The organism is Vibrio sp. ECSMB14106, from assembly GCF_000972265.1.
Taxonomy (GTDB): Bacteria; Pseudomonadota; Gammaproteobacteria; order Enterobacterales; family Vibrionaceae; genus Vibrio; species Vibrio kanaloae.
In genome coordinates this window covers 17,861-38,364 of the sequence record NZ_LAUM01000009.1, presented here as the reverse complement: position 1 = coordinate 38,364, position 20,504 = coordinate 17,861, and the positions used below count along the sequence as shown (strand labels likewise).

General features: G+C 44.4%; 21 protein-coding genes. 4 read left to right on the top strand and 17 right to left on the bottom strand.

The window, feature by feature from the left end; translation table 11 throughout:
* Nucleotides 1-109: 109 nt before the first annotated feature.
* From ndk to trmJ, 11 genes are all read right to left on the bottom strand, one after another.
* Nucleotides 110-544 carry a nucleoside-diphosphate kinase gene (gene ndk, locus WR49_RS07980; protein WP_017056190.1) on the bottom strand — a complete coding sequence of 145 codons (435 nt, stop codon included), beginning with the start codon at nt 542-544 and terminating at the stop codon, nt 110-112.
* Between the two features lie 105 nt (nt 545-649).
* Nucleotides 650-1,945 carry an aminopeptidase PepB gene (gene pepB, locus WR49_RS07975; RefSeq protein WP_046223648.1) on the bottom strand — a complete coding sequence of 432 codons (1,296 nt, stop codon included), beginning with the start codon at nt 1,943-1,945 and terminating at the stop codon, nt 650-652.
* Nucleotides 1,946-2,148: 203 nt separating this feature from the next.
* Nucleotides 2,149-2,349 carry a Fe-S cluster assembly protein IscX gene (gene iscX, locus WR49_RS07970; RefSeq protein WP_004740335.1) on the bottom strand — a complete coding sequence of 67 codons (201 nt, stop codon included), beginning with the start codon at nt 2,347-2,349 and terminating at the stop codon, nt 2,149-2,151.
* Nucleotides 2,350-2,466: 117 nt separating this feature from the next.
* On the bottom strand, nt 2,467-2,805 hold the full coding sequence (gene fdx / locus WR49_RS07965) for an ISC system 2Fe-2S type ferredoxin (RefSeq protein ID WP_017056188.1): 339 nt from the start codon (nt 2,803-2,805) through the stop codon (nt 2,467-2,469).
* Nucleotides 2,806-2,825: 20 nt separating this feature from the next.
* Nucleotides 2,826-4,676, bottom strand: a complete 1,851-nt coding sequence (gene hscA, locus WR49_RS07960; RefSeq protein ID WP_017056187.1) for a Fe-S protein assembly chaperone HscA — start codon at nt 4,674-4,676, stop codon at nt 2,826-2,828.
* A 22-nt stretch (nt 4,677-4,698) separates the two neighbouring features.
* Nucleotides 4,699-5,214, bottom strand: coding sequence for a co-chaperone HscB (gene hscB, locus WR49_RS07955; RefSeq protein WP_046223647.1), 516 nt, complete (start codon nt 5,212-5,214; stop codon nt 4,699-4,701).
* Between the two features lie 84 nt (nt 5,215-5,298).
* Nucleotides 5,299-5,622, bottom strand: coding sequence for an iron-sulfur cluster assembly protein IscA (gene iscA / locus WR49_RS07950; protein WP_010440519.1), 324 nt, complete (start codon nt 5,620-5,622; stop codon nt 5,299-5,301).
* Nucleotides 5,623-5,719: 97 nt separating this feature from the next.
* Nucleotides 5,720-6,097 (bottom strand): Fe-S cluster assembly scaffold IscU, encoded by a 378-nt coding sequence (iscU, locus tag WR49_RS07945; protein ID WP_017056185.1) that lies wholly within the window; start codon nt 6,095-6,097, stop codon nt 5,720-5,722.
* Between the two features lie 33 nt (nt 6,098-6,130).
* On the bottom strand, nt 6,131-7,345 hold the full coding sequence (locus tag WR49_RS07940) for an IscS subfamily cysteine desulfurase (RefSeq protein ID WP_017056184.1): 1,215 nt from the start codon (nt 7,343-7,345) through the stop codon (nt 6,131-6,133).
* 27 nt (nt 7,346-7,372) lie between these two features.
* The gene (gene iscR / locus WR49_RS07935) at nt 7,373-7,894 is read right to left on the bottom strand and encodes a Fe-S cluster assembly transcriptional regulator IscR (protein ID WP_029626962.1); all 522 of its coding nucleotides are present in this window, start codon (nt 7,892-7,894) and stop codon (nt 7,373-7,375) included.
* 116 nt (nt 7,895-8,010) lie between these two features.
* The gene (gene trmJ / locus WR49_RS07930; protein WP_046223646.1) at nt 8,011-8,739 is read right to left on the bottom strand and encodes a tRNA (cytosine(32)/uridine(32)-2'-O)-methyltransferase TrmJ; all 729 of its coding nucleotides are present in this window, start codon (nt 8,737-8,739) and stop codon (nt 8,011-8,013) included.
* 181 nt (nt 8,740-8,920) lie between these two features.
* On the opposite strand from trmJ, the gene suhB reads away from it, so the two are divergent.
* A complete protein-coding gene (gene suhB, locus WR49_RS07925) occupies nt 8,921-9,724 on the top strand; it encodes an inositol-1-monophosphatase (protein WP_017056181.1) in 804 nt (267 codons plus the stop codon).
* A 234-nt stretch (nt 9,725-9,958) separates the two neighbouring features.
* On the opposite strand, the gene secF is transcribed toward suhB, so the two are convergent.
* From secF to queA, 5 genes are all read right to left on the bottom strand, one after another.
* Nucleotides 9,959-10,906 (bottom strand): protein translocase subunit SecF, encoded by a 948-nt coding sequence (gene secF, locus WR49_RS07920; RefSeq protein ID WP_017056180.1) that lies wholly within the window; start codon nt 10,904-10,906, stop codon nt 9,959-9,961.
* Between the two features lie 14 nt (nt 10,907-10,920).
* A complete protein-coding gene (secD, locus tag WR49_RS07915) occupies nt 10,921-12,777 on the bottom strand; it encodes a protein translocase subunit SecD (protein WP_077680742.1) in 1,857 nt (618 codons plus the stop codon).
* Nucleotides 12,778-12,797: 20 nt separating this feature from the next.
* On the bottom strand, nt 12,798-13,127 hold the full coding sequence (yajC, locus tag WR49_RS07910; protein ID WP_010440492.1) for a preprotein translocase subunit YajC: 330 nt from the start codon (nt 13,125-13,127) through the stop codon (nt 12,798-12,800).
* A gap of 111 nt (nt 13,128-13,238) precedes the next feature.
* Nucleotides 13,239-14,375, bottom strand: a complete 1,137-nt coding sequence (gene tgt / locus WR49_RS07905) for a tRNA guanosine(34) transglycosylase Tgt (protein WP_017056177.1) — start codon at nt 14,373-14,375, stop codon at nt 13,239-13,241.
* Nucleotides 14,376-14,565: 190 nt separating this feature from the next.
* Entirely contained in the window at nt 14,566-15,618 is a 1,053-nt protein-coding gene (queA, locus tag WR49_RS07900; RefSeq protein ID WP_046223645.1) for a tRNA preQ1(34) S-adenosylmethionine ribosyltransferase-isomerase QueA, read from the bottom strand.
* Nucleotides 15,619-15,952: 334 nt separating this feature from the next.
* Here queA and WR49_RS07895 point away from each other — a divergent pair, with 334 nt between their 5' ends.
* Together WR49_RS07895 and WR49_RS07890 are read left to right on the top strand one after the other, a co-directional pair.
* Nucleotides 15,953-16,396 carry a CBS domain-containing protein gene (locus WR49_RS07895; protein ID WP_017056175.1) on the top strand — a complete coding sequence of 148 codons (444 nt, stop codon included), beginning with the start codon at nt 15,953-15,955 and terminating at the stop codon, nt 16,394-16,396.
* Nucleotides 16,397-16,621: 225 nt separating this feature from the next.
* Complete coding sequence (locus WR49_RS07890; protein WP_046223644.1) at nt 16,622-18,562, top strand: methyl-accepting chemotaxis protein; 1,941 nt, start codon at nt 16,622-16,624, stop codon at nt 18,560-18,562.
* Nucleotides 18,563-18,664: 102 nt separating this feature from the next.
* Here the strand turns inward: WR49_RS07890 and WR49_RS07885 are convergent, their stop codons facing one another.
* The gene (locus tag WR49_RS07885; RefSeq protein WP_046223643.1) at nt 18,665-19,570 is read right to left on the bottom strand and encodes a hydrogen peroxide-inducible genes activator; all 906 of its coding nucleotides are present in this window, start codon (nt 19,568-19,570) and stop codon (nt 18,665-18,667) included.
* A 209-nt stretch (nt 19,571-19,779) separates the two neighbouring features.
* Between WR49_RS07885 and WR49_RS07880 the strand changes: the two genes are divergently transcribed.
* Nucleotides 19,780-20,388: a peroxiredoxin C gene (locus WR49_RS07880; RefSeq protein ID WP_004740353.1), complete on the top strand. Its 609-nt coding sequence runs from the start codon at nt 19,780-19,782 to the stop codon at nt 20,386-20,388.
* Nucleotides 20,389-20,504: the final 116 nt, after the last annotated feature.

Below are 20,504 nucleotides of genomic sequence, written 5' to 3'. Positions count from 1 at the left end.
AGAAAATATTCCCGACTGCACTTCTTCGTAGTTTCGGGAGTAACGTAAAACCACTTACAAAAAAGGCTTCACCGAAGTGAAGCCTTTATTGATACTTACTGTTGTCTGCTTACTCAGCAGGACGCGGGCAAATTTCAGATTCTGGGAAGAAGAATTCGATTTCGCGAGCTGCAGACTCGGGGCTGTCGCTGCCGTGTACTGAGTTGTAACGCATGCTGATTGCGTAGTCAGCACGGATAGTACCGCAAGCCGCTTGTTCTGGGTTAGTTTTTCCCATAAGTTCACGGTAACGAGCGATCGCGTTTTCGCCTTCAAGCACTTGAACCATAATAGGGCCAGAAGTCATGAACTCTTTAAGTGGTCCAAAGAACTCTTTACCTTCATGTTCTGCGTAGAAGCCACTCGCTTGCTCTTCAGTTAGACGAACCATTTTAGCAGCAATAATTTCTAGACCTGCTTTCTCGATACGGTGGTAGATTTCACCAACAAGGTTACGCTTAACTGCATCAGGCTTAACAATTGAGAACGTTCTTTCTAGAGCCATAGGGATTCCTTCACTTCATTTTTTGTTATTAAATACTGAAAGTACTGAGATCATTCGATCTTAGTGTTATGAATAAGCGGCATTAAATACCGCACACTCTTATTATTATTTTGCTTGGTCGATAAGAAGACGAGCCAGAGTACGGACACCCATACCAGTCGCACCTGCCGACCATTTATCACTTGCAGACTTACGGTAAGTACCCGCGCAGTCCATATGAATCCAACCTTTTTTGTAGTCATCAACAAAGTAAGAAAGGAACGCAGCTGCTGTACTTGCACCCGGAGAGTAATCCCCTGAGCTTATGTTTGAGAGATCAGCAAAGTTAGAAGGCAACATACCACGGTGGAAATCAGCAAGAGGTAGTGGCCAAAGGCCCTCTTTCTCTTGGTTTGCCGCCGTTAGTGCTTGATGAGACAGCTCATCATCGAAGCTTAATAGCGCGTGGTAGTCGTTACCTAATGCGTTTTTAGCCGCACCGGTTAGTGTTGCGCAGTCGATGATCAGCTCTGGGTTTTGTGCACTTGCGTACATCAAACCATCAGCAAGAACCAAGCGGCCTTCCGCATCAGTATTCATGATCTCAACCGTCTTACCATTTTTGTAGGTAATGATGTCACCAAGCTTCAACGCACGGCCAGAGATCATATTCTCTGCACAGCATAAGATAAGTTTGATACGCTTGTTTAAGCCACGCTCAATCGCAAGGCCTAGACCACCCGTAATGGTTGCCGCGCCGCCCATGTCAGCCTTCATTGCAGTCATGAATTGACCAGGCTTAATGCTGTAGCCGCCTGAATCGAAAGTGATACCTTTACCGACTAAACAAGCAAATACCGGCGCGTTTTCATCACCGGTTGGGTTGAAGTCCAGTTGAAGCATCGCAGATGTGCGTTCAGAGCCACGACCTACCGCGTAGATGCCTTCCCAACCTTCGGTTAGTAGGTCTTTGTCTTTAACGATTTTCGCTTTAACTGTGCCCGTAGGAGCCACTGACTTGATGTATTCGGCAGCCATCGTCGCTAATTGACGAGGTGCCACTTCTTCAGCGGTTTTGTTGATAATGTCACGAGTCCAATCAGTAGAACGAATGCGAGCCTCTAGTTCAGCTTGGTCGGCTTCTGAAAGTGCATCCCACTCCAATGCATTCTTTTTCTTTGGTCCACGGTAGCCTTGATAAAAAGCCCAAACACTTTCGAGATCCCAACCTTCACCACGAAGTGATACGAATGCAATACCTTGTCCATCAAGCGTACGACCAGCACGTTGAACCGCGCCTAAATCGTGGCCTTCGCCAATATGAATTGTCGATCCCGCTTCAGAGAACGATAAAATAGCTCTTTCTCCCCACTGAGGCTGGGCAGCTTCTTGACTTAAAAATACAGACATCTGTGTAGACATGATTTCTCCTTGTCATGAACCACCTTGCTTGAGTGGCTCGGTTATTTTTTATTAGCGCACTGATGTTAGCATTATGTAGAAGTAAAATGTCATTTTGATAAAAAACGGACCATAAGGTCCGCTTTTTTAGTAAGAATTGTTAACTTGGCTGCGTTTTATATTGGACAGATCCCAACCCACGACCAAATCATCAGACAAGAGGCTTAGTCCATCTCATCCATCCAGCACAAAATAATCGCCTCTAAGATTTTCTCATTAGAGTGATTAGGCTCGTCATCAAACTCTTCAAGGTCTAGCACCCACTGATGTAAATCGGTAAAACGTACCGTTTTAGGATCAGTATCTGGGTACAAATCACATAGTTCAATTGCGATATCTCGCGAATCAATCCACTTCAAGCTCATAACACTTCCTTATATTTATCAGCGACGCTCTGTCACCTTTATGATCTATACTTTAGGTCAGTTTTGTTAAACCGTTATCTCAGTCATGGCGAAACCACCATAACTGCAGAGAAGTTCTTAGTGATCTTCAGACGCTAGGTTCAATGTGTACTTTGGAATCTCAACAACTAGGTCTGTATCAGCCATTTTAGCTTGGCAACCAAGGCGAGATTCCATTTCTAAGCCCCATGCTTTATCCAGCATGTCGTCTTCTAGGTCATCACTCTCTTCTAAAGAATCGAAGCCTTCGCGAATCACAACATGACATGTAGTGCAGGCGCATGACTTTTCACACGCGTGTTCAATACCAATACCGGCCTTCAATGCAACATCAAGAACCGTTTCGCCAGTTTTTGCTTCTAAAACAGCGCCCTCTGGACATAGTTCTTCGTGAGGTAAAACAATAATCTTTGGCATGCTTATCTATTCTCTAACTATTAAATATTATCGACTGACTGACCTGACAGTGCAGCACGAATTGATTTATCCATACGACGAGAAGCAAAGTCTTGGCTCGCTTTGTCGATATTCTTAATTTCTAGTTCAATGGCATCAGCATTGTCGCCATTACGCACTTCAATCAACACTTCAATCGCTTGAACAAGTTGCTGTTTCCCTTGTTCATCTAGGAGCTCGTCACCATCAGCTTGCATTGCAGCAATCAAGCCTTCGATAACACGATCAGCTTCTACGCGTTGTTCCGCAAGAGCACGTGCTTGCATGTCTTCTTTGGCAAACGTCATCGAGTCTTTCAGCATGTTAGACACTTCGTCGTCGCTTAGGCCGTAAGAAGGTTTAACCTGGATTTCTGCTTGAACGCCAGTGCTCTTCTCCATAGCGGTAACCGATAATAGACCATCAGCATCCACTTGGTAAGTCACACGAATGTGCGCCGCTCCCGCTGTCATTGGGGGAATGCCTTTTAGAGCAAAACGAGCCAGTGAACGACAGTCGTCAACCATTTCACGTTCACCTTGCACGGTGTGCACTGTCATTGCAGTTTGACCGTCTTTGAACGTGGTAAACTCTTGTGCGCGAGCCACAGGGATCGTGGTATTACGAGGGATGATTTTTTCAACCAAACCGCCCATGGTTTCAATACCTAAGGAAAGCGGGATAACATCCAGTAATAACATTTCAGAATCAGGCTTATTGCCGACCAAGATATCCGCTTGAATCGATGCGCCAATCGCAACCACTTCATCAGGGTTAATGCTGGTTAGTGGTGTACGACCAAAGAAGTCACCGACCATTTCACGTACAAGCAATGTGCGAGTAGAACCACCAACCATGACCACTTCGAGAACTTCGTCCGCGTCAACTTCCGCATCTTTCAGTGCACGACGGCACGAAAGCAGTGTTTTCTTAACCAGCGGCTTGATGATCTCTTCAAACTCTTCACGAGTTAATGAACCAGACCAACCAAGCACTTCAACATCAACACTTTCAGCTTCAGATAAGCCAATCTTCGCTTCTGTTGCTGCATCTAGCAGAATACGATTCTGTTCTGCTGTTAGTACTGATAAGCCCATTTTCTCTTGAAAGTGCTCCGCGACTAAATGGTCAAAATCATCACCACCTAATGCAGAGTCGCCACCCGTTGCAAGTACTTCAAAGACGCCTTTCGATAGGCGTAAGATAGAGATATCAAACGTACCACCACCTAAGTCGTAAACGGCAATGATCCCTTCTCTACCTGAATCTAATCCGTACGCAATGGCTGCAGCCGTTGGTTCATTCAAAAGACGTAAAACATGGAGACCAGCAAGCTGTGCTGCGTCTTTAGTACCTGCACGTTGTGCATCATCAAAATACGCAGGAACGGTAATCACAGCACCAGAGAGCTCTCCACCTAACGTGGACTCAGCACGTTGGCCTAGCGCTCGCAGAATATCTGCAGATACTTGAATTGGGTTCTTGTTACCTTGCTCTGTGCGAATCACAGGCAAACCATTATCACTTTCTTCAAATTGATATGGCAGAGATGGGTATCGCTGTTGAATATCTGACAGTGAACGACCGATTAATCGCTTTACTGAGATAATGGTATTTTTAGGATCAGTCTGTGCACTTGCACGCGCTTCATCACCAGTTGTGTATGACTCTGACTGATAGTGAACAACGGAAGGCAAAATACTGCGGCCTTGTTGGTCCACGAGTGTGCTCGCCTCACCACTGCGCACTGCCGCAACCAATGAGTTTGTTGTACCTAAATCAATACCCACAGCAAGCTTGTGCTGGTGAGGAGCGGCGCTTTGCCCTGGTTCTGCTATCTGAAGTAGTGCCATGGATGTGTCCTTGTTATACAAACTAGCCGATCAGACGATCTTCAACTAGCTCAATTTCATTCTTTAATTTTGCAATAAACTTAAGCTTTCTTACTCGGTCTGCTGCATCTAGCCAAGCTTCGCTGTCGAGTTCTTGTTGGATAGCACTTAATTGTTGTTTATACATTTTGCTAACCTTTCCTTCAAATGCTAATAATGCATCTTCAGGGTTAGAACTGTCGGCAATATCTTCAAGCTCTTCACGCAACTCCATCTGCTCCATCAGAAACAATGGATCTTGCATGGTTTGCTGCTCGCCGCGAATATCCTCACCGTGTTGAATCAACAGGTATTCAGCACGGCTGATTGGATTCTTCAACACCTGATACGCATCATTGATTTGTGCCGCTTTTTGCACGGCCAATAAGCGATCACGCTCAGAAGCTGTAGCAAATTTATCAGGGTGGAATTGGCGTTGTAGATCTCTAAACTGAGAAGAAAGAAGGCTACCATCCAGTTGAAACTGAAGTGGTAGCCCAAATAATTCGAAATGATTCATTTAACGGTGGTCCTAAGTTTAGGCTTTTTAAACAAAGCCTAATTTTATTCTTCGCTCACAATAAACGCTTAACGATCGAAGTGTTTATACGTTGAAGCTCTCACCACAACCACATTCGCCTTTGGCATTAGGGTTGTTGAATTCAAAACCTTCGTTTAGGCCTTCTTTGACATAATCAAGCTCAGTACCGTCTAGGTAGACTAGGCTCTTTGGATCAATGATAACCTTCACACCTGAATGCTCGAACACTTCGTCTTCTTCGTTAAGCTCGTCAACGAATTCTAGTACATACGCCATACCCGAACAGCCAGTCGTTTTTACCGCTAAGCGTAACCCGATACCTTTACCTCGGTTATCTAGGAAAGCTTGAACTCGGCTTGCTGCCGTATCTGTCATGGTGATGGCCATACTACAACCTTGTGTTTTATATAAATTGAGAACTCAGGGGGAGCACAAAGGATACTCCCAAATATTGCTTATTTTTCGTGATTACTTAATGAAACGATTAACGCTTCTTTTTGTAATCCGCAACAGCTGCTTTGATTGCGTCTTCAGCAAGAATTGAACAGTGAACTTTCACTGGTGGTAGCTCTAGCTCTTCTGCAATTTCAGAGTTTTTGATAGCCGCTGCTTCATCAACACTTTTACCTTTAACCCACTCAGTTACTAGTGAGCTAGAAGCGATTGCGCTACCGCAACCGTAAGTTTTGAATTTTGCGTCTTCAATAATACCTTCTGCAGATACTTTGATTTGCAGTTTCATTACGTCACCACAAGCTGGTGCGCCAACCATGCCGCTACCAATACTTGGGTCTTCTTTATCAAACGAACCTACGTTACGTGGGTTTTCGTAGTGATCAATTACTTTTTCGCTATATGCCATGATAGTTACCTCGAATCCTCTAGTTCCGTGAGATTAGTGATGAGCCCACTCAACAGTGTTCAAATCAATCCCTTCTTTATACATATCCCATAGAGGAGACATGTCGCGTAATTTGTTTACCGCTACACGAATTTGTGCAATCGCGTAGTCGATTTCTTCTTCCGTAGTAAAACGGCCGAATGAGAAACGTACAGAACTGTGTGCTAGTTCGTCGTTTAGACCAAGAGCACGTAGAACGTATGAAGGTTCTAAGCTTGCTGATGTACACGCTGAACCTGATGATACCGCTAGGTCTTTTAGAGACATCAGCAGAGACTCACCTTCAACGAAAGCAAAGCTCACGTTTAGGTTGTGTGGTACACGTTGGTCTAGGTCACCGTTTACCGTTACCGCTTCTAGATCTTGAACCCCTTTCAATAGGCGCTCACGAAGTACTAATGCGTGATCGTAATCTTTCTGCATGTCTTGCTTAGCAACAGCACAAGCTTCGCCCATACCCACTATTTGGTGAGTAGCAAGCGTACCTGAACGGAAACCACGCTCATGACCGCCGCCGTGCATTTGCGCTTCAAGACGAATACGTGGCTTACGACGAACGTAAAGTGCACCGATACCTTTAGGGCCATACATTTTGTGAGCTGAAAGTGAGATTAAGTCAACTTTCATCTCTTGTACGTCTAGTGGAATTTTACCCGCAGACTGAGCCGCATCAACGTGGAAGACGATCTTACGTGAGCGACATAGTTCGCCGATTGCAGAGATATCTTGGATGACACCAATCTCGTTATTTACATGCATGATAGAAACTAAAACAGTATCTTCGCGCATTGCAGCTTGTAGCTTGTCTAGATCGATGATGCCGTTTGCTTCAGGTTCAAGGTAAGTTACCTCAAAACCTTCACGTTCTAGTTGGCGACATGGATCAAGAACCGCTTTGTGTTCTGTTTTGCACGTGATTACGTGCTTACCTTTCTTCTCGTAAAAGTGCGCAGCACCTTTGATAGCAAGGTTATCTGACTCTGTAGCACCCGATGTGAAAACAATTTCACGTGGATCTGCATTCAGTAAATCGGCAATTTGCTCACGAGCATTATCTACTGATTCTTCTGCCTGCCAGCCGTAACGGTGTGAACGAGATGCAGGGTTACCGAAGTTACCGTCAATCGTCATACACTGAACCATTTTTTCAGCAACACGTGGATCGACTGGGCATGTAGCTGAATAGTCAAAATAAATAGGCAGTTTCATTTTCTACTCCAATGTAAAAACTGACCGCTAAGAGCGGGCATTAACACCGTGAGGTGCTGCACTAATCGTTGTAGTGCTCGTATTCTTATGTGCAAAACCATTATTAACCGCAAGATCGATATCTTGACGGTCAGAAGTTTCTAAAACTTCGTTATCTTTCATTAGCTCACCGAGCGTAATGTCATTTAAGAAGCTACTGATTCGGGAGCTTAAATCACGCCATAGGGTATGAGTTAAACAACGACTACCACCTTGGCAATCTGCTCGACCGTGACATTTAGTTGCATCAACGGATTCGTCCACTGCGGCAATCACAGTTCCGACAGCGATGTCGCTTGCTTCAGCACCTAAACGGTAACCGCCGCCAGGACCACGAACACTAGCAACTAAACCAGCTTTACGTAACTTAGAAAACAGTTGTTCTAAGTAAGATAACGATATGCCTTGTCGCTCTGAAATATCAGCCAGAGGAACCGGGCTTTTTTGCGAATGCAGTGCTACATCTAGCATAGCTGTTACCGCATATCTTCCTTTAGATGTAAGTTTCATATCACACCGTATCCACATTGTTTATGTGGTTGGAATTTTCCCATACTTGACTAAATTGGTCAAGTATTTAACTGACTAAATTGGTCAAGTATTCATCCTTAAATATTATGTGGGATTTATTTGTCGCTTTTACTCTTCTCTATTGAAGTCAAAATACCACGTAGAGTGTTGATTTCTTGCAATTCTGGTCGTGCTCGGCTGAACATACGACGTAGCTTATTCATCACCTGACCAGGCTTATCCTTAGAGATAAATTGGGTCTCAATGATCACTTTTTCAAGGTGCTCGTAGAACATTTCTAGCTCTTCGTGACGAGGGTATTCATCTTGTTGTTGTGGCTGATATTGGCTAGCCACCATATCAAGGTGTGCAACACGAACTTCGTAGCTCAGAGTCTGTACCGCCATCGCTAGGTTTAATGAGCTGTACTCTGGGTTAGCAGGGATACATACGTGATAGTGACATTTCTGCAATTCATCATTCGTTAAGCCTGTACGTTCACGACCGAACACTAATGCGACTGGATGTTTTTGACCTTCAACTGCAAACTTTTCGCCACACTCGCGAGGCTCAAGCATTGGCCACTCAAGCGTACGAGAACGAGCACTTGAGCCTACAACCAAACCACAGTCTTTTACTGCTTCTTCTAGAGTAGAAACAATGGCCGCGTTTTCTGCGATGTCACCAGCACCAGCAGCCAGTGCTAAGGTCTGCTCGTCAACTTCACATTGAGGGTCTACAAGAACTAATTGACTCAACCCCATCACTTTCATTGCGCGAGCTGCTGAGCCGATATTTCCCGAATGAGACGTACCGACCAGAACGACTTTTACATTGTCTAACATGCTATATGACACCACTTTAAAATTAATCGCGAGATATTAACACATAGCAAAGTAAAATGATCAGGCCCTTCGCGGAATGTGAATTCAAGAGTTCAAAAAACAACCACTTCCTTTTTACGGAAACTTTGGTATACTCGCCGCCGCTTTAAATTGTTCTTTAACATCTTGTGGGAAAAACCATATGCATCCAATGCTAAACATTGCGATACGCGCTGCGCGTAAAGCTGGCAACCATATTGCAAAATCTCTAGAAACAACAGATAAGATCGAAACGTCTTTGAAAGGTAACAACGATTACGTTACTAACATTGCTGAAGAAGCTGAGTACATGATCATTGAGACAATCAAAGCATCTTACCCAGAGCACAGCATTATTTCTGAAGAGAAAGGCCTAACTGAAGGTAAAGACTCGGACGTACAATGGATCGTTGACCCACTAGATGGCACCAACAACTTTGTAAAAGGTTTCCCTCATTTCTCTGTATCTATCGCAGTTCGCATGAACGGCCGTACAGAAGTTGCTTGTGTTTATGACCCAATGCTAAATGAGCTATTCACCGCTCAACGTGGCGCTGGCGCACAGCTTAACAACGCTCGTATGCGTGTTACTCAACTAAAAGACCTTCAAGGTACTGTTCTAGCGACTGGTTTCCCATTCAAGCAAAAACAACACTCTGAATCTTTCATGAAGATCATCTCTGGTCTATTCATCGACTGTGCTGATTTCCGTCGTACAGGTTCTCCTGCTCTTGACCTATGTTACCTAGCAGCTGGCCGTGTTGATGGTTACCTAGAACTAGGCCTTAAGCCATGGGATCTAGCTGCTGGCGATCTAATCGCTCGTGAAGCTGGTGCTATCATGACTGACTTTGCTGGCGGTACTGATTACATGACTTCTGGTAACGTTGTTGCTTCAAGCGCACGTGGTGTTAAGTCTATTCTTAAGCACGTTCGTGAGAACGCTAACGAAGGTATGCTGAAGTAATTCAGACCTTACGTTAACGCTCCCTGTTTCAAGGACACATAGAAATTCCAAAGCCTCGCTACTAGTGCGAGGCTTTTTTGTACCTGCGATTCAAAGATACGAGAAGGATGGTTCTTAGTTACATTAGGTACAGCCGATAAATTGCATTGAGCTTCCCCACAAAATGCAGACGTAAAAAAAACCGCTAGTTGCCTAGCGGTTTTTTTGGTTTACCGAAACTTGTTAAGCCAAGGCCTAAGGCATTTCTTCAAACTCTTCACCTTCTTTTTCCACTTGTGGTGGCATTAGGTGCTCACGTGTAATACCCAACTTCATAGCCAGTGCTGATGCAACGTAGATAGAAGAGTAAGTACCAACCGTAATACCTAACAGAAGTGCGGTTGCGAAGCCGTGAATCATAGCACCGCCCTGTACAAACAGTGCGATAACTACGAATAGCGTTGTACCAGAAGTGATCAATGTACGGCTCAATGTTTGTGTGATTGAGTTGTTCAGTACTTCAGGCGCTTCACCTTTACGCATCTTACGGAAGTTCTCACGAATACGGTCGAATACAACGATGGTATCGTTGAGGGAGTAACCGACTACCGTTAGCAAGGCTGCTACGATGGTTAGATCCACCTCAATTTGCATTAGAGAGAACACACCAAGTGTGATGATAACATCGTGCGCAAGTGCTAATACCGCACCCGCTGCCAAACGCCATTCAAATCGCACTGATACGTAGATCAATATACAGATAAGAGAAACGATGATAGCAAGGCCACCAGCTTCTGTTAGTTCATCACCCACGTTAGGGCCTACGAACTCGATACGGCGCATTTCAACTTGCTCACCAGTACCGTCTTTAATTGCAGCCAGAATCTGGTTACCAAGCGTTTCGCCTGCAACACCGTCACGCGGGCGTAAGCGAACCATAACCTCACGTGCCGACCCAAAGTTCTGTACCGTTGCATCTCCGAAGCCTTCAGCCTCTAGTGAGCTACGGATATCGGGTAGGTTTGCAGGTTGCTCAAAACCGACTTCAATTAGAGTACCGCCTGTAAAATCTAACCCCCAGTTCAACGATTTCGTTGTTAAGGTAAAGATGGCAGTACCAATCATCAAGATAGAAAATACAAAGGCAAATTTTGACCAACGCATAAAGTCGATCATTTTTTCTGCTTTTAGAATCTGAAACATATTAATTCCTAGCCTTAGATCGACAGTTTCTTAACGCGTTTACCGCCATACATCAGGTTCACGATGCAACGTGTTCCGACAATAGCTGTAAACATTGAAGTCAAGATACCAATTGATAACGTTACCGCGAAACCTTTAATCGCACCGGTACCGACAGCAAATAGAATGATTGCTGTTAGTAGTGTGGTGATATTGGCATCGGCGATAGTGCTAAATGCGTTCGCGTAACCTTGGTGAATCGCTTGTTGTGGACTGCGTCCATCTCGAAGCTCTTCACGTATACGCTCAAAGATCAGAACGTTGGCATCAACCGCCATACCGACCGTCAATACGATACCAGCAATACCTGGCAGGGTCATAGTCGCCCCCGGAATCATCGACATTACACCGATAATCAACACCAAGTTAGCCATTAGCGCAATGTTCGCAATCAGACCAAAACTACGGTAGTAAAGCAGCGTAAATAGCATAACTGCAGCCATACCCCAAACCATCGCCATAATACCCATATCGATGTTTTGTTGACCCATAGATGGACCAATCGTACGTTCTTCTACAATCGAGATAGGCGCAATCAGAGCACCCGCACGCAATAGAAGTGCCAAGTTATGAGCTTCAGCCGTTGAGTCGATACCAGTAATACGGAAGTTACGACCAAGCGCTGATTGAATTGTCGCTTGGTTAATCACCTCTTCGTGCTTACTTAAGATAACTCGACCTTCAGGTGTTTTACGACCACTGTCTTTGTACTCAGCAAACACGGTAGCCATTAGCTTGCCGATGTTCTTTTTAGAGAAAGCCGACATCTTGCTACCACCTTCGCTGTCTAACGAGATGTTAACTTGTGGACGACCATACTCATCAACACTAGAGCTTGCATCAGTAATACTTGAACCGCCTAAGATAACGCGCTTCTCAAGTACCACAGGACGACCATCACGATCTTGCTTGATTTCACTCCCCGCAGGAGCACGACCAGAAGCGGCTGCAGCTAAATCTGCACTGCTATCGACTTCACGGAATTCAAGAGTCGCGGTTGCGCCTAAAATTTCTTTAGCGCGAGCCGTGTCTTGAACACCTGGCAATTCCACTACGATACGGCTAGCACCTTGACGTTGAACCAAAGGCTCAGCTACACCAAGTTCGTTAACACGGTTACGTAGAATGGTAATGTTTTGCTCTACCGCGTAGTTGCGGATTTCTTGAAGGCGAGTTTCAGTGAAGTTAGCCACCAAAGAGAAACGACCGTTAGATGCAGAATCTACGAACGTCATATCTTGGTGTTGAGATTGCAGTAACGATTTCGCTTCAGCAAGCTGCTCTTCGTTACGCAGAAGCACTTCAACGGCATCTTTACCCGATGGGCGAATTGCACGGTAACGAATTTTTTCTTCACGAAGTTCGCTGCGGAACGCTTCTTCTTGTTGGCCAACGAGCTTTTCCATTGCAGCGTCCATATCCACTTCCATTAAGAAGTGAACACCACCACGTAGGTCAAGACCCAGTTTCATTGGTGCAGCACCAATAGATTCAAGCCAATCAGGAGTTGAAGCTGCTAAGTTTAAAGCAACGATAACGTCATCGCCTAGTGCCTCTGTGATGATATCACGGGCGCTAATTTGCGTATCTGTATCGTTAAAGCGAACAAGAATGGAACCGTTTTCTAAAGCAACGGATTTAGTAGAAAGGCTCTCTGCTTCAAGAGCATTGGTGACAACATCCAGCGTAGACAGATCTACAGAGGCGCCACGCGCCCCTGTAACTTGAACTGCCGGATCTTCACCGTATATATTTGGAAGTGCGTATAGCGCAGTGATAGCAATGGCAAACACCACCATCAAATACTTCCATAACGGATAACGGTTTAGCACAGCGAGGATCCTCTAGCTGTTTATAGAGATTTCAGAGTACCTTTTGGTAGCACTGCTGTAACGAAGTCTTTTTTGATAACGACTTCGTTGTTTGCATTCAGTTCGATAGCAACGTAGTCGCTGTCTTCAGCAATCTTAGTGATCTTGCCAATTAGGCCGCCGCTTGTAAGAACTTCGTCGCCTTTGCCCATAGAAGACATAAGGTTCTTGTGCTCTTTAACACGTTTCGCTTGTGGACGATAGATCATGAAGTAGAAGATCACAGCGAACATACCTAGCATGATAAGCATTTCGAAACCGCCGCCTGCTGGTGCACCTTCTGCTGCTGCGTGAGCTTGAGAAATAAACATTAAAAACATCCTCTATTATATTTTGGTAATTGTTTGTCTAATTGGGTTGTATCCCTTTATTTTCAAGCCCCACCTCTTGGAAGAGAGATAGGGCTCGCAAAAAAAGAAATACTAAGATTCTTTGCCTAGTGGTGGCACTTCACGCCCCATTCTTGCGTAGAACTCTGCAACGAACTCTTCAAAGCGGTCTTCATCGATAGACTGACGAATGTCTGACATTACTCGTTGGTAGAAACGCAGGTTATGAATCGTGTTCAGTCGAGCACCTAGGATTTCGTTACAACGATCCAAATGGTGTAAGTACGACTTGCTGTAGTTCTTACAAGTGTAACAGTCACACTCTGAATCTAGTGGTGTTGTATCGGTTTTATGCTTCGCATTACGGATCTTGATCACACCTTCAGTCACAAATAGGTGGCCGTTACGTGCATTTCGCGTTGGCATTACGCAGTCAAACATGTCGATACCACGACGAACACCTTCAACCAAGTCTTCAGGTTTGCCTACGCCCATTAGGTAGCGTGGCTTATCTTCCGGCAGTTGAGGACATGTGTGCTCAAGAATGCGGTGCATATCTTCTTTTGGTTCGCCTACTGCTAGGCCACCAACTGCGTAACCGTCAAAACCAATTTCAGTTAGGCCTTTAACAGATACATCACGAAGGTCTTCGTACACACCACCTTGAACGATGCCGAATAGTGAGTTCGGGTTTTCAAGCTTGTCGAAGTGGTTGCGTGAACGCTCAGCCCAACGAAGAGACATCTCCATTGAGTCTTTTGCTTCTTTGTGTGTCGCAGGGTAAGGCGTACACTCATCGAAGATCATGACGATATCTGAACCTAAATCTTTTTGGATTTCCATAGACTTCTCAGCGTCCATGAAGATCTTGTCACCGTTTACAGGGTTACGGAAATGAACACCCTCTTCAGTGATTTTACGCATTGCACCTAGGCTGAATACTTGGAAGCCGCCTGAATCAGTCAGGATAGGACCGTGCCAGTTCATGAAATCGTGCAGGTCACCGTGCATTTTCATGATTTCTTGGCCAGGACGTAGCCATAGGTGGAATGTGTTACCTAATAGGATTTCAGCACCTGTGTCTTTTACTTCTTCAGGTGTCATACCTTTAACAGTACCGTAAGTACCTACAGGCATGAATGCTGGGGTTTCAACGGTACCGCGTTCAAACTGAAGTTGACCACGACGCGCGCCGCTATTAGTTTTTTTAAGTTCGTATTTTAATTTCACGAAGCCTCCAATATGCCAGAGAAACAATCTGACTGTTAATTCAGAACCTTAAGCCAAACAAAAGTTCAGTCTAGTGGGTTCTATGAGGAGCGGTCGCGTATTCCTTGCGAGAGATTAGACAGACACCCTGCCCGACTCCTAGCTTACTGCTAGCACCCGTAAATTTTTGTATCGCTTAAACCAGCTTAAATTAGCTCGTTTTCTTATTGATGAACATCGCATCGCCGTAGCTGAAGAAACGATATTCGCTCTTCACGGCGTGGTCGTATGCGCCCATCACATTGTCGTAACCAGCAAACGCACTCACCAACATAATCAGTGTTGATTCTGGTAGGTGGAAATTAGTAATCAAGCAATCCACCAACTGGTATTCGTAACCTGGGAAGATAAAGATTTCTGTGTCACCAAAGAAAGGAACTAACTCTGTGCCTTTATTACGTGCATCTTGCGCTGCACTTTCTAGTGAACGAACCGATGTTGTGCCAACCGCAATAATACGCCCGCCACGCGCTTTTGCAGCAGCTACGGCATCCACCACTTCTTGCGGCACTTCAACGTACTCAGCATGCATGTGGTGATCATTGATGTTGTCCACTTTTACGGGCTGGAATGTGCCAGCTCCAACGTGAAGCGTCACGTAAGCAAACTCAACACCCTTTTCTTTCATGCCAGCCATTAGCTTATCATCAAAGTGAAGACCTGCTGTTGGCGCTGCAACCGCACCCGGCTTTTCATTATAGACAGTCTGGTAGCGCTCTTTATCTGCATCTTCATCAGGACGATCGATGTAAGGAGGCAGTGGCATGTGACCAACATTGTTAAGAATCTCTAGAACGCTTTGATCGGATGTGAAATGGATTTCAAACAACGCATCATGACGCGCTACCATTTCAGCTTCATACTCATCGTTCTCACCAAGGAACAACTTAGTGCCCGGCTTCGGTGATTTAGAGCAACGAACATGCGCAAGAATGCTTTTCTCATCGAGCATACGCTCCACTAGCACTTCAAGCTTACCGCCTGAGGCCTTGCGACCGAATACACGAGCAGGAATCACGCGAGTGTTATTAAAAACAACAAGATCGCCTGGCTCAACCAAGTCTAAAACGTCTTTAAACGAACCATCTGTCAGGTTGCCATTATTGCCGTCTAATTTAAGCAGGCGACTTGCTGTACGCTCTTCTTGAGGGTAGCGAGCAATGAGTTCATCTGGTAGGTCAAAGTGAAAATCTGAAACTTGCATGTTTGTAGTCTTGTCTTAGTTGATGAGATTTGTGCTGTTGACGAATAATAAGTCATGGTTGCAGATCAATCGTTACGGTAAGTCAATCGTTACCAGAAACACATCACAAACACGACTAAAAATTTCGCAGTGGGCTAGTATAGGCACACGAGCCGCAATAGCAAGGTTTACAGCACTGGATTATTGTAAAGAGGCGTAAAATAATGCTACTGATTCACCACCTCAAACTAAAGAATTAGTTGCATAAAACTCACCCAAGAATGCGTCAGATCTCAGTTATTTTTTGGATAAAAAACTATAGTAATAGCAACAAATAAAAAAGAAGGAGGTTCGTATGATCAAGGTTGAAGATATGATGACTCGCAACCCTCATACTCTATTGCGCTCACACTCACTGGCCGATGCTAAACACATGATGGAAGCGCTTGATATCCGCCATATCCCAGTCGTTGATGCTGACAGAAAGCTACTTGGTGTTGTTACCCAACGAGACGTTCTCGCCGCTCAAGAATCCAGCCTACAAAATATCCCACAAGCTCAATCTTTTACTCTTGCCACTCCCCTCAATGACATTATGCACAAAAGCGTTATGTCGGTAGAACCGCGTGCAGGATTAAAAGAGTCAGCTATCTATATGCAGAAACACAAAGTGGGCTGCTTGCCTGTCGTAGAAAATTATGAATTAGTGGGTATTATTACAGACAGCGACTTCGTCACGATAGCGATCAACCTACTAGAACTACAAGAAGATGCGGAGCCAGAAGAAGTCGAAAATTAATCCACTTATTTTATTCGCTATAACCTCTAGAGCCTTTTTTATCTAAGGCTCTTCACATATCTAGATCCCCCCCCTCTTAAAAAAATAATAATATCAACAACCTACTTTGCACATCATTCTTAGATGCAAAATATAGTGAAACAGCACTATTTATTAATATGTTTATCATTAGAATAATGCCGAATTATTAAGAATAAAAAAGCTGCTTCACTAGGAAATGTATTTATGAGTTTAAAGAAATTGCTGTCCTTGGGTTTTGGTGTGATTCTCACGCTAATTTTGGTTATTTCAGTCGTTGCTTCATTACGCTTTTATCAATCAAGTAATGGGTTTAATAGCTACCGTTCCCTTGCATTGACCAGTGTCTCGACAGGGCGAATCCAAGCCAACATACTGGAGGCTCGTTTGTCTGCACTTAAATATATTAAGAACCCTATTCCTTCACATATATCTGAATTGCGTAGACGTATCACAGTATCAAATCAATTGATCGATAACCTACTAGACTCTCGCTTTGACAACCTGAACAAAAGTGAATTTCTAATGATAAAGAAGCAGCTTGAGCAATACAGCCACGGCTTTAGCAAAGTTGTTCAATTGGTCAATACGGAAAACAATCTAGTTCAAGAAACTTTAGCACCCTCAGGTATCGATATGCGAAAAGCAGTAACGAACTTAATGCTCCAGGCTTCAGTCGAAGAAGATTTAGAGGTTGCCGCAAGTTCAGGGGAACTTCAACAGCATGTCTTACTATCAAGATTGTACGCTTCTAAGTTTTTGGCCAGCAATAAAACAGAAGATGCTCAGCGTGCTGAAAAAGAGTTGTCCTCTGCAGCATTAATAGCAAAAACTATCGAATCGCAGTTAATGTCGATGGAGCAAATCGGCCACCTAAACGACTTTACTAATGCTTCAAAAACTTATCGTTCCACATTTTCGAAGGTCACTAACACAATAAACGAGCGCAACAGCATCATTACAGAGACTCTTGATCTTGCTGGTATCAATGCGGCTAAAACCATTGAAGAAATCAAACTATCGACGCAAGCAAAACAAGATTCTGTCGGGCCTAGTATGGTCGAGCGATTTTCTAGTGCTCAGTGGGTTCTCGGCATTCTTTCTATTATTGTTGTAGCGGTTTCCCTAAGTATTGCCATTTCAATTTACCGTAGTGTTTGGAAGGTAGTAGGAGGAGAGCCGAGTGATATCCAATCCATTGTTGCTGAGGTTGCTTCTGGCGATCTTTCTAAGCAGATTCCAATTACAGGTAAAGAAACCGGTATATACGCTAACACTTTAGCGATGCGCCAAGAACTGCGCCGAATCATTGATGGTTTCCACCAAATTTCAGACAACGTTTCAGCAGCCTCAGTTGAGCTAGCCGCAGTGATGAGTCAGACCGAAGGAAATGCTAAACAAGAACTGAGTCAAATGGAACAGATAGCAACCGCTATCAATGAGCTCTCCAGTACTGCAAATGAGGTTAGTCAAAATGCGGCTAGCGCTGAGAATGCAGCAACCGGCGCAACTTCCAATGTAAAAGAGGGGGGCGTTTCACTCGATAGATCCGATGATATTTCTCGCAAGGTTGAAGACTCGATCGAAGAGACATCAAACATCGTCAATCAACTGCAAGAGTACTCAGTGGAGATCGGCACTGTTATTGAAGTGATCAACGCCATATCGGAGCAAACTAACTTGCTAGCGCTCAACGCAGCCATTGAAGCGGCTCGAGCTGGCGAGCAAGGAAGAGGTTTTGCTGTGGTTGCTGATGAGGTTCGTTCTCTGGCCGCTAAAACACAACAGTCAACTATCGACATTCAAGAAATAATATCTCGACTTCAAGCACAAGCGAAAGATGCCAATCAATTCATGCAATCTAACCTATCGCTAGCCGTAGAGTCTCGTCATTACAGTGAACAGCTCAGAACGGCATTTGCATCAATAACAGAGTCTGTCGACCTTATTTCAGATATGAATACACAAGTCGCGACAGCATCTGAAGAACAGTCTGGGGTCACGCAGGACATTTCACAAAATGTTTCTTTAACCTTTGATATTGTCCACCAAAATGTCTCTGGAATCGAGCAAAGCAAACAAGCAAGTGAAGAGCTGTCTTCATTAGCTGTGAAACAAAAAGACTTACTGAGCTTTTTCAAAATATAACGTTATAAACGCCACTATTGTGGCGTTTTTCTTATCGAATGAAGTCACAAAAAGAGCGGCTTAACTCGCCGCTCAAAATTAGGCTTGATGCTTCAATATTGTCTACAACAACTCAGACACCACATCGGCTAATTGGTGGAAGGTTTCACGACGTGATGAGCTTGGTCGCCAAACTAGGCCAATATCGCGGTAAGCCTTCTGACCTGGAGGATCAATAACCACGAGATTCTGATTCTCAAGCAAACCGTGATCGATAGCCATCTGCGGAATAAAGGTGGTTCCTAAACCATTTGCCACCATTTGCACCAATGTGTGGAGGCTTGTGGCGGTGAACGGGTTTATCTTCTCTTTGTCTGTTAACTTACAGGCCGACACTGCATGCTCTGTTAAACAGTGTTCATTCTCCAACAAGAAAACAGATTCGTCTGGCAGATCATCATATTTAATAGGAACACGAATCCCATCAGCTTGATTACGACTGATCACCATTCTAAAAGGATCTTGCCCAACCACTTTGCTCTCCATGTTGTCGATATCGACAGGCAGAGCCAGAATCAACACATCTAACTCACCATGACGCAGTGCCGCCAATAAGTTAGTCGTCGTGTCTTCACGTAATAGCAAGTTCAACTGTGGGAAGCGTTGATTAGCTTCTTGTACCAAATCGCATAATAGGAACGGGGCAATAGTAGGGATACACCCCAGCCGCAGCTGACCTTGCATCGTATCACCATTGCACAAACTACCAAGCTCGACTAAGTCTTGCCCTTTCGCCAATAGCTCTCGACTATGCTTCACCACCAGCTCACCCGCTTGAGTAAAAACTAATGGGCTCTTTTTATCTTTCTTCTCATAGAGAGGGCAACCAATCAGCTCCTCTAAATTTTGAATGCCTTTACTTAATGTAGATTGACTAACGAAACAGCGATCAGCAGCATCACTAAAGTGACGAGTTTCGTGAAGCGTAACCAGATAGTGAAGTTGCTTAAGACTTGGCCATTTATTCATGAAATTACTTTGTAATATGAGTAGGATAAATTAGATAAAGGTCATCAGACCTAAGGACTGGGCAAAGAATAAGCTCATCGTTTTTTTCGATTAACTTAATCTATTTAATTCGCTTTTTTCTATAGTACATATTGTACTATAGTTTGTCCCGTAGAAACGGAGCCCAAACAAAGATGTGTTGGGCCAACTAATTTTTTAGGAGATTCCAAATGGTACTAGTAGGTCGTCAAGCCCCTGACTTTACTGCAGCAGCTGTTCTAGGTAACGGTGAGATCGTTGATAACTTCAACTTCGCAGAATTCACTAAAGGTAAGAAAGCGGTAGTTTTCTTCTACCCACTAGACTTCACTTTCGTTTGTCCTTCAGAGCTAATCGCTTTCGACAACCGTCTAGAAGATTTCCAAGCTAAAGGCGTTGAAGTAATCGGTGTTTCTATCGATTCACAATTCTCTCACAACGCATGGCGTAACACTGCTATCGCTGACGGCGGTATCGGTCAAGTTAAATACCCTCTAGTTGCTGACGTTAAGCACGAAATCTGCAAAGCATACGATGTTGAGCACCCAGAAGCCGGTGTTGCTTTCCGTGGTTCTTTCCTAATCGATGCTGACGGTCTTGTACGTCACCAAGTAGTTAACGATCTTCCGCTAGGTCGTAACATCGACGAAATGCTACGCATGGTAGACGCACTAAACTTCCACGAGAAGAACGGTGAAGTTTGTCCAGCACAATGGGAAGAAGGTAAATCAGGTATGGACGCATCTCCAAAAGGTGTTGCAGCATTCCTATCTGAGCACGCTGACGACCTAAGCAAGTAATTACATTCTTAAGCCCGAACTCAACGCGGGTTAATGGTTGGAAGACTCTCTACAAAGAGACATAAAGCATAAGCTAATAGCGCAAAGCGCACCGCCAATCAGTTAAGAAGTAAAGT

Excerpts from the sequence above, each read along its gene's own strand:
- ndk (WP_017056190.1), bottom strand. The coding sequence starts at position 544 with ATGGCTCTAGAAAGAACGTTCTCAATTGTTAAGCCTGATGCAGTTAAG.
- pepB (WP_046223648.1), bottom strand. The coding sequence starts at position 1,945 with ATGTCTACACAGATGTCTGTATTTTTAAGTCAAGAAGCTGCCCAGCCT.
- iscX (WP_004740335.1), bottom strand. The coding sequence starts at position 2,349 with ATGAGCTTGAAGTGGATTGATTCGCGAGATATCGCAATTGAACTATGT.
- fdx (WP_017056188.1), bottom strand. The coding sequence starts at position 2,805 with ATGCCAAAGATTATTGTTTTACCTCACGAAGAACTATGTCCAGAGGGC.
- hscA (WP_017056187.1), bottom strand. The coding sequence starts at position 4,676 with ATGGCACTACTTCAGATAGCAGAACCAGGGCAAAGCGCCGCTCCTCAC.
- hscB (WP_046223647.1), bottom strand. The coding sequence starts at position 5,214 with ATGAATCATTTCGAATTATTTGGGCTACCACTTCAGTTTCAACTGGAT.
- iscA (WP_010440519.1), bottom strand. The coding sequence starts at position 5,622 with ATGGCCATCACCATGACAGATACGGCAGCAAGCCGAGTTCAAGCTTTC.
- iscU (WP_017056185.1), bottom strand. The coding sequence starts at position 6,097 with ATGGCATATAGCGAAAAAGTAATTGATCACTACGAAAACCCACGTAAC.
- WR49_RS07940 (WP_017056184.1), bottom strand. The coding sequence starts at position 7,345 with ATGAAACTGCCTATTTATTTTGACTATTCAGCTACATGCCCAGTCGAT.
- iscR (WP_029626962.1), bottom strand. The coding sequence starts at position 7,894 with ATGAAACTTACATCTAAAGGAAGATATGCGGTAACAGCTATGCTAGAT.
- trmJ (WP_046223646.1), bottom strand. The coding sequence starts at position 8,739 with ATGTTAGACAATGTAAAAGTCGTTCTGGTCGGTACGTCTCATTCGGGA.
- suhB (WP_017056181.1), top strand. The coding sequence starts at position 8,921 with ATGCATCCAATGCTAAACATTGCGATACGCGCTGCGCGTAAAGCTGGC.
- secF (WP_017056180.1), bottom strand. The coding sequence starts at position 10,906 with ATGTTTCAGATTCTAAAAGCAGAAAAAATGATCGACTTTATGCGTTGG.
- yajC (WP_010440492.1), bottom strand. The coding sequence starts at position 13,127 with ATGTTTATTTCTCAAGCTCACGCAGCAGCAGAAGGTGCACCAGCAGGC.
- queA (WP_046223645.1), bottom strand. The coding sequence starts at position 15,618 with ATGCAAGTTTCAGATTTTCACTTTGACCTACCAGATGAACTCATTGCT.
- WR49_RS07895 (WP_017056175.1), top strand. The coding sequence starts at position 15,953 with ATGATCAAGGTTGAAGATATGATGACTCGCAACCCTCATACTCTATTG.
- WR49_RS07890 (WP_046223644.1), top strand. The coding sequence starts at position 16,622 with ATGAGTTTAAAGAAATTGCTGTCCTTGGGTTTTGGTGTGATTCTCACG.
- WR49_RS07885 (WP_046223643.1), bottom strand. The coding sequence starts at position 19,570 with ATGAATAAATGGCCAAGTCTTAAGCAACTTCACTATCTGGTTACGCTT.
- WR49_RS07880 (WP_004740353.1), top strand. The coding sequence starts at position 19,780 with ATGGTACTAGTAGGTCGTCAAGCCCCTGACTTTACTGCAGCAGCTGTT.